This is a genomic window from Celerinatantimonas sediminis (assembly GCF_046054195.1).
Lineage (GTDB): Bacteria > Pseudomonadota > Gammaproteobacteria > Enterobacterales > Celerinatantimonadaceae > Celerinatantimonas.
The window spans coordinates 12,663-28,286 of record NZ_JBEQCS010000019.1 but is presented as its reverse complement, the minus strand read 5'-3'; the positions used below and the strand labels follow the sequence as shown (position 1 = coordinate 28,286).

Here is a 15,624-nt window from a genome sequence, read left to right as displayed (position 1 = left end):
AGAGCAAGCCTAATCGTTGTCCGATGTAGCGTCAAGGAACGCTCCTAGGCATGTTTAAACTATGAGCTGTAAGCAAAATTTTACAATTTATGCTTTAATAAATTCTGAAGTTAAACTTAAAATCTTGACCTAAAGAAGATATCGGCGACAATACAGCGCAATGTATCCAAAGACAGGTAGAGCAATCGATGAAATGGTTTAAGTGGGTGTTTTTATTTGGCTTGTTAGCCACAACCAGCATGCAGGCCAGCTTTGCCGCTGACGATCCAAAGGCGCCGGATACATATGCATACTATAGTTTAGAGCCGGACATTGTAACCAACTACATCACCGCTGGAAAATCTTTGGGCTATATTCGAGCAACCATTGAGCTGAGGGTATATCACGAAAGTAAGCTCAAAGAGGTTGAACATAATTCACCGCTGCTGCGCGATGCAATTATTGAGATTCTTGGCTCAATGGATAGCGATCAGATCAAATCATTATCTGGTCGTGACAAACTCAAAGAGCAATGCCTAAACGCGGTTAACAATCTGTTATTTCAGGAAACCGGCGACAAAAATATTGTCGCAGATCTGATCTTCACGAAATATCTTTATCAATAAGTCGGTCAAAGCCTGCCTGTGCACAGCCAACAATCAGGCCAAACAGGTGGGCAAGATTCGCCGTCGCTGGAATAAAACCGTTACTTGATGAACTTAGCGGTGTCGTCACGAATCCAAGCACCATCCATAACAACATAAAACCAACGATCATCCGGTTAATTTGCACGCCGACATGAGGGCGCAGCCAAGCTGTCCACCACAAATACCCCAGCAATGCGTATACAACGCCTGATAAACCACCAAACAGCGGTCCTGTTGACCAAAACTGCATGAAGTTAGGAAGAATGCCGCTAACAATGGTCAGAATAATGAGCTTTGCACTACCAAGCTTGCGCTCAATCGCACCACCAAATTCCCACCACCACAGTAAATTAAAGAGAATATGGGTAAGACTAAAATGTAATAAAATCGGCGTGATAATACGCCACGGCTGAGCGTAAAAACTAGCCATTGAAGTGGGGAAAAATAGCGCGCGATAGACACTATTTCCCATAAACATACTAGCCAGGTAGACAATAATCGCAGCGGCTATCATAACCAATGTAAACGGGCCACAATGGCTTAAAAAGCGCTGTTTAATCAACGAGGATGAGCTGCCATAACTGAACCGAACCTGATGTTGATCGCCAACTTGCCAAGAGGCCTGTTGATATTTACGAGCCATCGGGTCTTTAATAAAAGCCTGCCATTCACTTTGTGCTTGTGTCAGATGCGCATCATCCACCAGCCAAATAACCACCCCGTGTTCATGAGGGCTCAACTGACAGGCTATCTTTAGCGTCGCCATATAATCAACAAACGACTGAGCCAAACGCGGATTATCGACAATCGCTAACTGCTGCATTACTCTTCAGACCCTGTCACTGGATAAACTTTTGCCCAGGCTTCAAAGCCGCCATCAAGAGAATAAACATTCTCCAGCCCTTGAGTTAATAAATACTGGGCCGCCCCTTGGCTACTAATGCCGTGATAACACATCACAATCACCGGTGAATCAGGCTCATGCTCTTGAATCAGTTGCAATAATGTCTGGTTAGTCAAATGCATCGCACCGGGCGCATGAGCGGCTTGGTACGATTTTTCATCGCGAATGTCAGCCAATAGAGCACCTTGTTCATCTAGTAGCTTTTTGGCTGCAATCACATCAATATGTTCAAACTGTTCCATAGGCTCTCCAACATTAGGTTAAAACTTATTGTAACCTGTTTTAACATGAAGGGAACCGTACAAACAGTGCGACTTAGAACGCGCTAAGTGTCAGATACTGCTCTTTTCGACTCATAATCGGCGGCTAACTGCTGCACACTTTGATAAAGCACTTGCCACCCTATTGCTAAGTCGCCGGGGATAACGGCTTCATCGGGATGATGACTAAGACCTTTTTCACAGCGTAAAAATAGCATCGCTACCGGACATAACTGGGCGATAGCCATCGCATCATGCCCCGCGCCACTTGAGAGAGTCATTGAACGTCCTTGGACCTTTTCGCAGGCATCATTTAGCCGTTGCTGCAAATAGCTATCACACTCGGTTGCATCTGACTGATAAAAGCAGTGCTGAGAAAATTCAAGGTAGCGACTTGCGGCAATCTTGCTGGCGCGCTCTAGAATTTGAGCTAAAACGCGATCGCGATGCGCATCATCGCTAGAGCGAATATCTAAGCTAAATTGCACCGCGGCGGGGATGACATTCACCGAGCCGGGAGAACAATGCAATTGACCAACAGTTGCAACGAGCTGTTGCTCTTTGGCTATCTGCTCGATACACAATACAATTTCACTAGCCCCCACCAATGCATCCTGACGCATATTCATCGGCACCGTACCTGCATGCCCAGCTTTGCCAGTGATGCTAATCTGTAGGCGCTTCGCACCATTAATGGCACTCACGACGCCAGCGGCAAGACCCGCGCGCTCTAATTGTGGCCCTTGCTCAATATGAACTTCCATATAACCGATAAACTCATCGGCCGAACGTGTTGCTTGAGCAATGTTTTCCGGCGCCAGCCCAAAATTTTCTAGCGCCTGTGCAATCGTGATATTTTCACTGTCTTGTAGTTGCAACCATTGTGGTTGCCATTGGCCTGTTAAGCCTCGGCTCCCTAATAGAGTTGAACCAAACCGAGTTCCCTCTTCATCGGCAAACCCCACAACTTCAATGGCAAACGCTAGCCGGATGCCTAGCTGGTGCAGCCTGTCCACGACCTCAATCGCGCTCAACACACCCGCGATACCGTCGTATTTGCCGCCATTGCGCACCGTATCTAGGTGTGAACCTAGCAATAGCGCTGGTGCCCCATCGGTTTGACCTTCATAACGAGCGCACAGGTTTCCCACCTCATCTTGCCAGGTACGCATACCTGCTTCACGCATCCACTGTGCAACCTGTCGATTACACTGTGCATGCTCTTTGGACAAATAGACGCGCGTAAGCTTATCGCTCGATTCAGAAAACTCGGCTAACTTCTGGCAACGCGCATAAATGCGCTCACCAATGATCTTGGCGTGCCCGTTATTGTCCATAGTGATCCCAAGCTACCTGCATCGCTGCGCCTTCGCTTGCAACATAACCTAAATGGCGAAGCACCGCTTCCAGTGCAGCTAAAGTGGTCAATACGGTATCTTTACGAGCGTTATAGCCCATCACCCCAATGCGCCAAATTTTTCCATGCAGTGGACCAAAGGAAGTTCCAATTTCAATGCCAAAATCATTCAGCAGCAACTGACGCACCTGATCTCCATTAATCCCTTTAGGAATAACAACACCGGTGACATTACTCATTTTATGGCTCTGGTCACCAAATAGCTCAAGCCCCATGGCACTGAGCCCTTTGTCCATCGCACCGCCATGTAACTGATGGCGCTCGACACATTCATCAATCCCTTCAAGGGCAATAATGCGGGCACATTCACGGGCGGCAAATAACATTGAGGTGGCTTCCGTATGATGATTTAGCCGCTCCGGCCCCCAGTAATCCATGATCATTGCCAAGTCAAAATAATTGGAATAAATCATTTCATCTTCACCATCTTGATGCTGGGCTGATTTAATCCCCTGCTCAATGTGCTGGCGCGCTCGCACTTGCTGGACGAATGCATCGCTTAATGTCACAGGCGCACTTCCCGATGGGCCACCTAAACATTTTTGCAGACCGGCAGAAACGGCATCTAAATGCCACAAATCGCTTTTTAAAGGATTGCCCGCGATAGAGGCGGTCGCATCACAATAAAATAGAACCTGATGACGCTGACAAATTTCCCCAAGCTGCTCTAATGGCTGCAACATAGTCGTTGACGTATCCCCTTGGACGGTAAGCAAAATTCGCGGTTGAATGGCTTTAATAGCATCTTCAATCGGCTGCGGATCAAATACTTCACCCCACGGAATTTCCAGAGTATGAACCTCAGCCCGGCAGCGCCGAGCTATTTCGCATAGCAGATGACCAAAGCGTCCAAAAATAGGCACTAAGACTTTATCGCCAGGACGAATAATTGACACCAAGACCGCTTCAATGCCTGAGCGGGAAGTTCCATCGACCAGCATCGTCCATTCGTTTTGTGTACAAAAAACCTGCCGATAGAGCGCCATCGTCTGATTCATATATTCAGTCATCGCAGGGTCATACTGCCCCACCAATTGGCTTGACATAGCTCTTAAAACTCGCGGATCTGCATTAATAGGGCCAGGGCCCATCAGCAATCGAGCGGGAGGATTTATCTGTTCTAAAGAACGATTGGTTAACATGTTCTATCCTTAAGTCTTTCTTTTATCTGATTAATGCCAAGCCATCGCTGCGCGGATCACTTGCCGCGGCTATCACCTGGTGATGTTGAGTGACAATGCCACCAGCATGGCCCATCATTTCACTGTGAGTCGGAACACTTTGCACGCGATGGCCCATGTGGTGCAAAGGTGTTAAAACATCCGCTAAAGGTGCTTCAATCTTTAAATCATAACTGCTCTGTCCCCAGGTTCGACCTAACAGCCAACGCGGAGCACTAATAGACTGCGCAAGAGATTGCTCTAAATAAAGATAGCGCCATAAAATAGCGGCCTGCGTCTGTGGCTGCCCTTCACCGCCCATGGTGCCATAGACCATTGAGCGGCCATCATAAAGGTTTGCCAGCGCCGGATTAAGCGTATGAAAAGGTAGACGGTTTGGAGCCAATGCCAGCGGGCTGTTTTTATCTAATGAAAAACTCACACCGCGATTGTTCCAAACCAGCCCAAGTTCAGGGATCGCCACGCCAGAGCCAAATTCCCAATACAAACTTTGGATAAAACTCACCATACGACCTTGGTGGTCACAACAGCCCATCCAAACTGTATCACCAGGTTTGGCGACTTGTGGCCAAGGCAGTGCCTGCTCGGGATTAATCGCTTTAGCCATGGCATCAAGCGCATCATCCGTTAGATAATCCGTGATGGATTCACTACAGATATCGGGGTCACAAACGAGCCGGTCACGAACTAAAAAGGCTTGTTTGGTCGCCTCAACTAATAGATGTATTTGCATCGCTTCGCTTTGAGAAGGTTTGAGAAGTCGATGCATCAAAGCGACAATAATTAGTGATGCGCACCCTTGAGTTGGCAATGGCAAATTGTAGAATTTCCCCATGCGTGTACTCACGCAAAGAGGCTGGACCATTGATGCTTTTTGTGCAGCCAAATCATTGAAGCGAAGTGGCGAACCACTGTCCTGTAAAACATCAGCGATCTGCTGCGCAATCTCGCCGCGATAAAAGTCATCCAGCCCGTTTTGCCCAAGATGTGCGAGCAACGCCCCGAGGGCTTGATTACGAAAGAGCTCTCCGGCTTTGAGTGTCTGACCATTTGGTAAAAAAAGCTTCGAAAAGGCTGGGAACTGCCCAAGCGCTGGCTGGGTTAAACGGCTGGCAGATTGCAAACTATCACTGACGTTTATGCCACTTTGAGCAAGCTCAATCGCTGGTGCTAAAAGTTCAGTCAGTGGTAGCGATGCTTGCCAGTTTTGGCTGAGCTTGAGAGCTTGCTGCCAAGCACTAAGCGTTCCAGCAACACACAAAGCACTAGCACCTCCTCGCTCAGGGATAGCTGAAAAACCGCGTTCGTTATACCAGTCGATACTTGCATGAGCCGCGCTACGGCCCCCGCCATTGATAGCAACGGGCTCTTTTCCTGGCTCTTGAATAAGCCAAAAGCTATCACCACCTAACCCGTTCATATGCGGATATAAAACGCTGATAGCAGCAGCGGCACCAACCATTGCCTCCGTTGCTGAGGCCCCCTGACGCAGCAGTTCTAAACCAATTTCACTGGCCTGATGATGTGGAGCGCTAAATGCGATTTGATGCTTCATAACGTTACAACTGACCTAAATGGCGAGCCAACGCTAGCAACTGCATATCGCTATCGCGCGGGCCAATAATAGAGAATCCAAACGCTACTCCCTCACACTCAAGCAGCGGCAGATGCACCTGAGGGCATCCAGCTAGACCTGCCATAGCCGTCATGCCCATCAAACGCATGCGAAACTCACCAAGCGCTAAAGCATCTGTTGTTCGCAACGGGGCAAAATCAGGCGTCGTCGGGATCACAACAAAATCGTGATGCGCAAAGCAATCTTGCAACTGGGATAGCCATTGCTGGCGTTTTTGCTCGGCATCTTGTTGCTCTGATGTACTCAAAGTTGCAGCCCAACTTAAACGCTGAGCGATATCCTTACCCAGCGCATCAGGATGGCTCTGATGCCAATGGTGATAGAGTGATGCAATTTGGCGGCCCTGTAATGTTTGAAACACGCCACTTAAATCATCAATTTGCGTAGCTGAAAATGGGGCTGCAACGGTTTTAAACTGGTTGGTTAATCGCTTAAAAAAGCTCTGCCACAACCGAGCTAATGGCCTTGGAAGACGTGCAAATAGTGGCTCGACCACTGCCAAAGAAGGTGAGTTTACATAAGCTCTTGCCAAGCCAAATAATACACTGCCAACCTGCTCTAAGGTTTTAGCATCGCGACTTAACCAGCCAGGCGTATCAAAACGAGGGGCTAGAGGCAAAATACCAGCCATAGGCAATCGTCCATGGGTTGGGCGCAGCGAATACAAACCGTTATACGCCGCCGGGATACGAATCGAGCCCCCCGTATCAGTGCCAAGGGCAAATTCAGCATCCCCTTTGGCCACAGCAACCGCTGAGCCACTGGAAGAGCCGCCAGGTAAACGATCGGGGGTGAGAGGGTTAATAGGTGTGCCAAAATGGGCATTGCAGCCATTTAAACTATATGCCAGCTCATCGGTCTGCACTCGTCCAACAGCCATTGCGCCAGCGTAGCGCAGCTGCTCGATGAGCGCGGCGGTGTAACTGGCTGGAGCATGCTCTAAAAACCAACTAGGATTACCCGCACCAGTCTTAAAACCGGCGACATCATAGAGGTCTTTGTAGACAAAGCGCAGTCCATCCAGAGGTCCGTGTGCAAGACTATCCAATTGATGCGGACCATGAGCACAGTAGACACTGTAATCATCCATTTTTAGAAACCATAGCGACATGATTATTCATTAATACAACTTTAGTTTCTAAATGTAAACATCAAGGAATATAAATTCCTATCTATCTTGAGTTGATTCTAGCTCATCAAACTGCTGATAAATCGCATCGATTGCCTCAATACGTGCTTTATGTTCGCTCTCAAGACAGATGTTACATAGCACGCTCACTAGCGCCATCGCGCTGGCATAAGATGCAAAGCCGCCAGAGCTAAGCTGATGACAAGGTAAAGTCCAATCAGCATAAGTTGTTAATGCCAGTCCAGAAGGGTCCGTCACTAATAAAACTTTAACAGGGCGAGTTGAGAGCTCTCGCATCAGAGCTTTAATCACTTTGGCCCGTCGGCGCAACGCAATCACAACCACTAAATCAGAATCAGTTAAATCAACAACCTCTTCGGATATCGTTTGTCCAGGTTGAGGGAATAAATGCACATTTTCGCGCATCTGAATCAATTGTTCCCGCCAGTGCAGAGCAACCGGATAGCTATTGCGCAAGCCAAAGAGAAAAACTCGTTTTGATGTTTTAAAAGCATGACTGATCTGTTCCAGAGGCTGACTTTGCAAACCATTGAGAGTTTGCTGTAAATTTCGCTGCTCCTGAGCAAAATGGCTATTGAGCAGCTGGCTTAAGTCTTCATCAAGATCAACAAATTGCGGCGCACCGCTAGTCACTTGGCGACGTAATGCTTCTCGAGCCTGAGAAAAACCATCATAGCCCAAGCGCTTGAAAAATCGGCTAACTACGGGTTTAGAGACCTTCGCTAAACGCGCCATATCCGCACTTGAATACATTGCCAATTCGGCTTCATGAGTTAACAAAAAATCAGCTAAGAGTCGCTCTTTAGGACTAAGTTGTTCCAGACATGCCGAGATGCGTTGGGCCAGTTCTGAAGTTGGCATAATGATATCCTTGTAAAATAAATCCACTGCACAAAGCGGCTAGGTTAACTTTTGAGAGTCGAAACATGCGCACTCACAATGCGCCATTGCTGGTCTATTTTAACCCAAGTCTGGCTCTGACGCCCAAGAGGCTGGCCCGAACGCGAAAAAATAACATGAGCACAAGCCAGCTGCTCACCAAATGTACTAACCGAGACCTTTTCAACAACTCTATCCAATCCTTTCGTTGAGCGATTAGAGCGAAACTGTGCAATCGCATCAAAGCCAAACAGATTCTCTGAACCACCTAAACGAACGGTATGTTCACTGTGCCAAAATAGTTCATTAAGCACGGCTATCTCATTATTGACTAACGCTTTTTCATATCGCATGACTTGTTCTTCAATCTCGGTAACAATCTTCGGATTATTAATTTGCATCGTTATTTTCCTTTCACCAAAAAGATCCAGTCGCACTAGTTTAGGGCGAAGGATAGGCCATAAACTATGTAGCATTGGTAACCAAAGCCTGTGCACTCATAGCTTTACTCACATGGTATATATTTTGCTTTTATTTTGGAACTAAAGTTATTTATTTATTATTTAATAAAACTTTAGTTCCAATATTTATGGCCTATAAACCAGGAGTTATCGATGAAATTCAGCCTAAGGACGCTACTGCGCGGTTCACTGTTACTGATTGCGCTGGTCACAAGTTATGCTTATGCCAACAAACTTGATGATATTCATCAACACGGCGTACTTAAAGTCGCCGTACCTCAGGATTTTCCCCCATTTGGCTCTGTCGGCACAGACATGAAACCCCATGGCTATGATATTGATATGGCAACATATCTGGCCAAACAAATGCACGTAAAACTCAAACTAATCCCAGTAAGTAGTGCCAATCGCATTCCTTATCTACTTTCAGGACGAGCGGATCTGGTCATCTCTAGTTTGGGTAAAAATAAAAAACGCGCCAAAGTCATCGACTTTAGCCACGCCTATGCCCCATTCTTTCTCGGTGTCTTCGGTGTCAAAAGTATTAACGTAACGAAACCTTCTGATCTTGCAGGTAAAACTATTGGCGTGACACGTGGCGCAATTGAAGATCTGCAGCTGACGAAAGTAGCTCCCCCTTCAGCGACCATCAAACGCTTTGAAGACAACAACACAACTTTATCAGCATATCTATCCGGTCAAGTAAACTTAATAGCAACCGGTAACTTGGTTATGGCTTCGATTGCTCATCGTAATCCAGCCCGCTTACCAAATACCAAATTTCCTCTGAAAAATTCACCATGCTATGTCGGACTGGCTAAAAACGAACCGGCGCTAAAAGCTGAGGTGAATAAACTCATCAGCGAAGGACTCAAAAACGGTACATTGACGAAAATGTCTGAAAAATGGCTCAAAGAACCACTCCCAGATAACTTCGGTCAGAACAGCTAGGATAACAGATGAGTTATCATCTTAATTTTGTAGATCTTTTACCGTATTGGCCACAGTTCCTCAAAGGGCTGTGGCTCACTATTGAACTAACGGTAATAGCCACCATCGGTGGGCTTATTATGGGCACTCTAACGGCAGGTGCCAGAGTCACCCATAATCGACTTTTACGAATTATTTCTGGTATCTACGTAGAAGTGATTCGTAATACGCCATTTATTGTGCAGCTGTTTTTCATCTACTTTGGCATCCCGGCTTTAGGCGTGAAACTTTCGGCGATGGAAGCAGGACTTATCGCAATGGTGGTTAACCTTGGAGCCTATAGCGCGGAGATCATTCGCTCTGGTATCGATGTCACGCCGAAAGGCCAATATGAAGCGGGGCGAACGCTTGGATTAAATCGACTACAGGTCTTTTGGCGTATCGTTATTCCACCTGCATTTATGCGCATTTACACACCATTAATTAGCCAGTGCATTATTGTGATGCTGGGCTCATCAGTTGTTTCACAGATCTCGGTTGAAGAGCTCACCTACTCGGCCGACTTTGTCCAGTCGCGAACCTTCTTAAGTTTTGAATCGTATTTTGTCGCTACTGCAGCTTATCTCATCTTAGCGATATTAATGCGTCAATTACTCAATCGACTAGCTAAACGAGCCTTCCGGGGAGCGCCATTATGATGCAATTTAGTAACTGGGATATATTGCATAACCTGCTGATGGCCACCCGCTGGACGCTCTTATTATCGCTCATTGCCTTTGTCGGGGGCGCGGTAGTGGCGATGATTTTGACCTTCTTGCGTCTTTCTCGCAGCCCAACGTTATCGCGTCTGGTCCGGCTCTATGTGGAACTATTTCAAGGAACACCGCTGTTAATGCAGTTATTCCTGACATTCTTCGGATTGTCTTTAGTTGGCATTGAAGTCAGTGCTTGGACAGCTGCCAGTGCATCACTCATTTTATTTAGTAGTGCCTTTCTCTCAGATATATGGACTGGATGTATCCAATCATTGCCCAAAGGCCAGTGGGAAGCGTCTCGATGTTTAGGCATCAATTTTATTCAGACCATGCGCCATGTGATTTTGCCTCAAGCACTGCGAATTGCCATTGCCCCCACGGTTGGCTTCACTGTTCAAATTGTTAAAGAAACCGCACTGACCTCAATCATCGGTTTTGTCGAGTTAACCAAAGCTGGCACCATGCTCAATAACGCAACGTTTCAGCCGTTTAAAGTATTTGCCATGGTTGCCTGTATCTACTTTATTATTTGCTATCCACTGTCGCTTTTCAGCTCGTACTTGGAGAAGAAACTCAATGTCGCTCATTAGTATTGAACAAGTTCATAAATATTATGCAGATAATCACGTACTCAAGGGCATTGATCTAAAAGTTGATGCAGGCGAGGTGATCTCGATTATTGGTCGCAGTGGCTCAGGCAAAAGTACGCTATTACGCTGCATTAACGGCTTGGAACAATTTAGCCAAGGGGCTGTTATTGTCGATAAACAAGCGGTTGATAATGATGAAAAACATCTGCTAGAGCTGAGCCGCAGTGTTGGCATGATATTTCAAAACTTTAATTTATTTCCGCACTTAACGGTTGCCGAAAATATCATGTTGGCGCCTAAATTAGTGCTTAAGCTATCAACCACACAGGCCAAAGAACTAGCCCAACAAGTTCTTGGCAAAGTGGGTCTGTCGGATAAAGCGGAGCAGTTTCCTGGTAATCTTTCAGGTGGACAACAACAACGAGTCGCGATTGCGCGATCACTGGCCATGCAACCCAAAGCGCTGTTATGCGATGAGATCACCTCAGCGCTAGACCCAGAGCTGGTTGGGGAAGTGCTTAAAGTACTTGAGCAGCTAAAGCGCGAAGGCATGACATTAATTTTAGTCACTCACGAGATGAACTTTGCCCGCGATGTCGGGGATCGCGTGGTATTTATGCATCATGGAAAAGTCTGGGAAACTGGCCCCGCTAAAGAAGTATTTAGCAAACCCCAGACCCCAGAGTTACAGAGCTTTTTAGCCGCTGTTTTATAACAATTAAATAAGGATGGCTAACACCATCCTTATCTCTATTAGTTGGAATATTGATAGGGATAATGTTCAGCCCAATAGCGAGCAATATCGATGCGCTGAGCTATCCAGACATCAGATTTGCTCTGTACATAATCTAAAAATCGTTGCAGTCCACTCATTCGACCAGGGCGGCCACTGATTCGACAATGCAATCCAACCGACATCATTTTAGGATGCTCAGCACCTTCAGCATACAAGCAATCAAAACTATCTTTTAAATAGTGAAAGAACTCGTCCCCATGACTAAAACCATACGGTGAATAAAAACGCATATCATTGTTATCGAGAGTATACGGAACAACGAGGTGTGCTCGATGTTGGCCATCCTGTTGATATGGCATCCAAAATGGTAGGTCGTCTGCATACGAGTCTGAGTCGTAACAAAAACCTCCTTCTTCGAGCAATAATTGGCGAGTATTTGGCGAGTCACGTCCAGTATACCAGCCAAGAGGACGAGACCCCGTTAACTGTTGGTAAAGTGCGAGGGCTTGGTGTAGATGCTCTTGTTCAATTGCTTTAGGAACATTTTGGTAATGAATCCATTTTAAACCATGGCCACAGACCTCATGACCATGAGATATAAGAGCATTGGTAACTTGTGGATTTTTTGCTAAGGCTGTTGCAATAGCAAAGACCGTCAATGGCAATTGCCGCTCTTCAAATTCTTTGAGTAGGCGCCACACACCTACGCGTGAGCCATAATCATAGAGAGATTCCATGCTAATATGGCGGGCAGCATAAGGCTCAGCTCCATATATTTCCGATAAAAATGTTTCGGCATGCTCATCACCATGCTGCACCGAATTTTCACCACCTTCTTCGTAATTTAGAACAAATTGCAGTGCTACCCGAGCTTGATTTGGCCACTGAACAATTTCAGGATTAGCGCCATAACCAACATAATTGCGCTCATTGGCAAACGTTACCTGCATATCACCTCCTAGCGGTCGCTCCAATGTTGGTAACGACCAGTAAACAGTTTCGGATAGGCAGCCGCGAATTGACCTCGTTTTGCTGCCTTTAATTGAAGTGAATGAAGCGATTCAACTAATTTAACCGCACCAGCCACACCATCGATCACCGGCACCTGAAACCTGTCTTGTAAACGCTGACACAACGTTGCCATTCCAGCACATCCCAAGACAATCGCCTCTGCACCTTCATCAATCGCTTTTTGACAATCGCTGAGTAATAACTGCAGGTGGTGATTGGACAATTCTTCCAGTGCTAATACGGGGATATCACTGGCATACACACCACTGCATTGATGGGTAAAACCGTAACGACTAAGCAACTCTTGAGCGGTCGCTATGGTGCGACGCATGGTGGTTACTACAGCAAATCGATAACTGATTAAGCTGGCGAAATGAAATGCCGCCTGAGCAATTCCAATCACTGGCGCATCCGCTACTTCGCGAGCGGCACTGAGTGACGGGTCTCCAAAACAAGCGATAATATGGGCATCGACCCCTTGCTCTTTTGCCCACCAAATTTCATCTAATAACGCAGCGCCAGCGATGGCTTCATCGCGAGCAGACTCAATAGAAAGAGGTCCATGTTGCGCAGTACTTGGAATAATCTGCGTATTAGATAAGGCAACCTCTCTTGCAACCTGCGTCATCCGTTCGGTCATCGCGGTACTGGAATTAGGATTGAGTAACTGAATACGCACGTATCTCTCCGGCTAATCTAATGGGGTAAAAATGCTCGAAAAATCAACATCACTGTCATGAGATTCTGAAAAATTAAGCGACTGTTTAATGGCCTGAAGATGAACTTTCATCCACTGAATAGATGATTCAACTTGCCTTTCATCTAAAAGTTCCAGAAGCTCTTGATGATCGCCGCAATCACATCCAACACTGTGGCGAGAACCATAAACAGCGACGACTAACGATGATCGATAAGCCAACTGTTGGACAAAATCAGCCATCACTTGGTTGCCTGAGATGCTCGCAAGTTCAATATGGAACTGAGCCGTTAAATCAATCTGTTCAGCCAAATCGTCAGCATGTCGAGCTAGATGCTCAATATCAATCAGTTGCTGTAAGCGGCTCTTTGCCGATTCATCCCAGTTATCGATAACAGCACCAATCAAAAGAGGTTCCAGCATGATTCGGCTATCAATTACCTGTCGAGCCTCTTCAACACTAGGTTCACTTACATGAGCACCTTTATTGGGTTCTATGGTGACAAATTTTTCCAGAGCCAGGCGCTGCAATACCTTGCGCACGCCAGTGCGACTAATTGCAAAGGTAGCTGCCAGTTTATCTTCAGGGAGCCTAAGTCCTGGGGGAAGTTGATGTTCAACGATTGCTTTTAGCATCTGCTGGTACATTTGATGGTGACGATCTTTTCTCATACTGCATACGAATCATAGTCTATTGTTGTATACAATCTAACACAGTTTATTCTTCTATGTCCTGCCATTTATTGATCAATGGATTAAACAACGATCAGGTTTCGATCAAAAAAAGCACAAAATGATCTATTTAGTGTTCTATAACAGTGCAATAAAAAAGCAGTAATAACTATTTAATTCCTAAAAATCATAGTTTTCATATTGTTATCAAAATGGCATCAGAATTGTATGTGATATTGTATACAATACAAAAGGATATGATTATGAACAAACAGCTTCAATCGATGAGTCCTCAGTTAAGCAATGCCGACCTAGCACCAGAAATAGATCAACAGTGGAGTTGGTATAGCATTTTCGCTTTCTGGATGTCCGATGTACATAGTGTGGGAGGCTACGTATTTGCTGCAAGTCTGTTTGCTCTAGGACTTGCTGGATGGCAGGTGTTTGTCTGTTTACTTGCGGGAATTATGATTGTTTATCTATTCGCTAACCTGATGGGTACTCCAGGACAGAAAGCTGGCGTGCCATTTCCTGTGGTTTGTCGTTTAGCATTTGGAGTGAAAGGCGCAAATATTCCGGCGATTATCCGTGGCTGTATTGCCGTTGTGTGGTATGGAATTCAAACCTATCTAGCCTCAAGCTCTTTTATTATTCTTGCTTTATACTTTTTCCCAAGTCTAAAAACACTGCAGTCTGAAAGCTTCGTCGGGTTATCTTACTTAGGTTGGATGGGCTTTTTATTCATGTGGATAGCGCAGGCTCTAGTCTTTATGTTCGGAATGCCCATGATCCGCAAGGTCATTGATTACAGTGGCCCAGCAATTTACATCGCAATGTTTGCTCTATGTGGTTTTATGCTCTATCAAACGGGCTGGAGTGCAATTCACTTTAACCTATCGAGTAAATCACTGGTCGGTTGGAACAATGTAAAAGAGATGATTATAGCCATTGCCCTAGTCGCTGGTTATTTTGCAGGTCCGACGCTTAATTTCAGTGATTTTGCTCGCTATTGTAAAAATAAGAAACAAATGAAAGTGGGCAATTTACTTGGTCTACCTCTTAACTTTATTGTTTTCTCGATATTTAGTGTATTGATTGTTTCAGCATCTATTCCAATGTTTGGACAGATGATCACTGACCCCATTAAAACAGTTCAGATGCTTGATTCCGCTACCATTACAGTGCTTGGCGCTCTAACATTTATTCTTGCTACCATCGGCATTAATATCGTTGCTAATTTTGTTTCACCCGCTTTTGATTTTTCAAACATTGCGCCGCAAAAAATAAGCTTTAAATGGGGAGGCTTTATCGCAGCAATTGCCTCACTATTGATGACACCATGGAACTTGTTTAATAACCCAGACATGATCCATTACACAGTGGATTTATTAGCCGCCTTAATCGGTCCTTTGTATGGTATCGTTTTGGTCGATTACTATAGAATTCGCAAACAGAAAATTCATCTCAGCAGTCTCTATAATGATACAAAAAATGGTCAATACTGGTACAACAATGGCTGGAATACACGTGCCATTATTGCACTCATTATTGCCGGTTGCGCATCTATTTTGAGCTCATTTGTCTTTACTGAACTGGCAAATTTCTCACTATTTATCAGTGGAGCCGTAGCTGGAGTCAGCTACCATTGGCTAATGGCAAAGAGCACCGTTTCTATTGAAGTGGTAGAAGCGCAAACAAATCTTTAGCCATAAAAAAACC

17 protein-coding genes are annotated in these 15,624 nt (G+C 45.6%); 6 read left to right on the top strand and 11 right to left on the bottom strand.

Going from position 1 to position 15,624, the window contains the following annotated elements; genetic code table 11:
• Positions 1-188 precede the first annotated feature (188 nt).
• The gene (locus tag ABTQ23_RS17590; protein ID WP_408617065.1) at positions 189-605 is read left to right on the top strand and encodes a flagellar basal body-associated protein FliL; all 417 of its coding nucleotides are present in this window, start codon (positions 189-191) and stop codon (positions 603-605) included.
• Here the strand turns inward: ABTQ23_RS17590 and glpG are convergent.
• The 8 genes from glpG to hpxZ form a co-directional block, all read right to left on the bottom strand.
• Entirely contained in the window at positions 583-1,449 is an 867-nt protein-coding gene (gene glpG, locus ABTQ23_RS17585) for a rhomboid family intramembrane serine protease GlpG (protein WP_408617064.1), read from the bottom strand. The two genes, ABTQ23_RS17590 and glpG, sit on opposite strands and share 23 nt — an antisense overlap.
• Entirely contained in the window at positions 1,449-1,772 is a 324-nt protein-coding gene (gene glpE, locus ABTQ23_RS17580) for a thiosulfate sulfurtransferase GlpE (RefSeq protein WP_408617063.1), read from the bottom strand. Before glpE ends, glpG begins: the two co-directional genes overlap by 1 nt.
• An 83-nt stretch (positions 1,773-1,855) precedes the next feature.
• Complete coding sequence (gene hpxK, locus ABTQ23_RS17575) at positions 1,856-3,127, bottom strand: allantoate amidohydrolase (RefSeq protein WP_408617062.1); 1,272 nt, start codon at positions 3,125-3,127, stop codon at positions 1,856-1,858.
• Entirely contained in the window at positions 3,117-4,349 is a 1,233-nt protein-coding gene (locus tag ABTQ23_RS17570) for a pyridoxal-phosphate-dependent aminotransferase family protein (RefSeq protein WP_408617061.1), read from the bottom strand. Before ABTQ23_RS17570 ends, hpxK begins: the two co-directional genes overlap by 11 nt.
• Positions 4,350-4,371: 22 nt before the next feature.
• Positions 4,372-5,943, bottom strand: a complete 1,572-nt coding sequence (locus ABTQ23_RS17565) for a gamma-glutamyltransferase family protein (RefSeq protein WP_408617060.1) — start codon at positions 5,941-5,943, stop codon at positions 4,372-4,374.
• 4 nt (positions 5,944-5,947) lie between these two features.
• Positions 5,948-7,135, bottom strand: coding sequence for an amidase (locus ABTQ23_RS17560; protein WP_408617059.1), 1,188 nt, complete (start codon positions 7,133-7,135; stop codon positions 5,948-5,950).
• Positions 7,136-7,192: 57 nt separating this feature from the next.
• The gene (locus ABTQ23_RS17555; RefSeq protein WP_408617058.1) at positions 7,193-8,035 is read right to left on the bottom strand and encodes a MurR/RpiR family transcriptional regulator; all 843 of its coding nucleotides are present in this window, start codon (positions 8,033-8,035) and stop codon (positions 7,193-7,195) included.
• A gap of 44 nt (positions 8,036-8,079) precedes the next feature.
• The gene (gene hpxZ, locus ABTQ23_RS17550; protein WP_408617057.1) at positions 8,080-8,454 is read right to left on the bottom strand and encodes an oxalurate catabolism protein HpxZ; all 375 of its coding nucleotides are present in this window, start codon (positions 8,452-8,454) and stop codon (positions 8,080-8,082) included.
• Between the two features lie 213 nt (positions 8,455-8,667).
• Here hpxZ and ABTQ23_RS17545 point away from each other — a divergent pair, with 213 nt between their 5' ends.
• From ABTQ23_RS17545 to ABTQ23_RS17530, 4 genes are read left to right on the top strand one after another with little or no spacing between them, the layout of a single operon-like run.
• The gene (locus tag ABTQ23_RS17545; RefSeq protein ID WP_408617056.1) at positions 8,668-9,465 is read left to right on the top strand and encodes a transporter substrate-binding domain-containing protein; all 798 of its coding nucleotides are present in this window, start codon (positions 8,668-8,670) and stop codon (positions 9,463-9,465) included.
• Positions 9,466-9,473: 8 nt separating this feature from the next.
• The gene (locus ABTQ23_RS17540; RefSeq protein WP_408617055.1) at positions 9,474-10,142 is read left to right on the top strand and encodes an amino acid ABC transporter permease; all 669 of its coding nucleotides are present in this window, start codon (positions 9,474-9,476) and stop codon (positions 10,140-10,142) included.
• Positions 10,139-10,789 carry an amino acid ABC transporter permease gene (locus tag ABTQ23_RS17535; protein WP_408617054.1) on the top strand — a complete coding sequence of 217 codons (651 nt, stop codon included), beginning with the start codon at positions 10,139-10,141 and terminating at the stop codon, positions 10,787-10,789. The genes ABTQ23_RS17540 and ABTQ23_RS17535 overlap by 4 nt, the downstream gene beginning before the upstream one ends.
• On the top strand, positions 10,776-11,504 hold the full coding sequence (locus ABTQ23_RS17530) for an amino acid ABC transporter ATP-binding protein (RefSeq protein WP_408617053.1): 729 nt from the start codon (positions 10,776-10,778) through the stop codon (positions 11,502-11,504). Before ABTQ23_RS17535 ends, ABTQ23_RS17530 begins: the two co-directional genes overlap by 14 nt.
• Positions 11,505-11,542: 38 nt before the next feature.
• Here ABTQ23_RS17530 and puuE read toward each other — a convergent pair whose 3' ends face one another.
• The 3 genes from puuE to ABTQ23_RS17515 are packed head-to-tail and all read right to left on the bottom strand — an operon-like array spanning position 11,543 to position 13,905.
• Positions 11,543-12,475 carry an allantoinase PuuE gene (gene puuE / locus ABTQ23_RS17525; protein WP_408617052.1) on the bottom strand — a complete coding sequence of 311 codons (933 nt, stop codon included), beginning with the start codon at positions 12,473-12,475 and terminating at the stop codon, positions 11,543-11,545.
• Between the two features lie 8 nt (positions 12,476-12,483).
• Positions 12,484-13,215, bottom strand: a complete 732-nt coding sequence (locus ABTQ23_RS17520) for an aspartate/glutamate racemase family protein (RefSeq protein WP_408617051.1) — start codon at positions 13,213-13,215, stop codon at positions 12,484-12,486.
• 12 nt (positions 13,216-13,227) lie between these two features.
• The gene (locus ABTQ23_RS17515; RefSeq protein WP_408617050.1) at positions 13,228-13,905 is read right to left on the bottom strand and encodes a GntR family transcriptional regulator; all 678 of its coding nucleotides are present in this window, start codon (positions 13,903-13,905) and stop codon (positions 13,228-13,230) included.
• A gap of 260 nt (positions 13,906-14,165) precedes the next feature.
• On the opposite strand from ABTQ23_RS17515, the gene ABTQ23_RS17510 reads away from it, so the two are divergent.
• The gene (locus ABTQ23_RS17510) at positions 14,166-15,611 is read left to right on the top strand and encodes an NCS1 family nucleobase:cation symporter-1 (RefSeq protein ID WP_408617125.1); all 1,446 of its coding nucleotides are present in this window, start codon (positions 14,166-14,168) and stop codon (positions 15,609-15,611) included.
• Positions 15,612-15,624 lie beyond the last annotated feature (13 nt).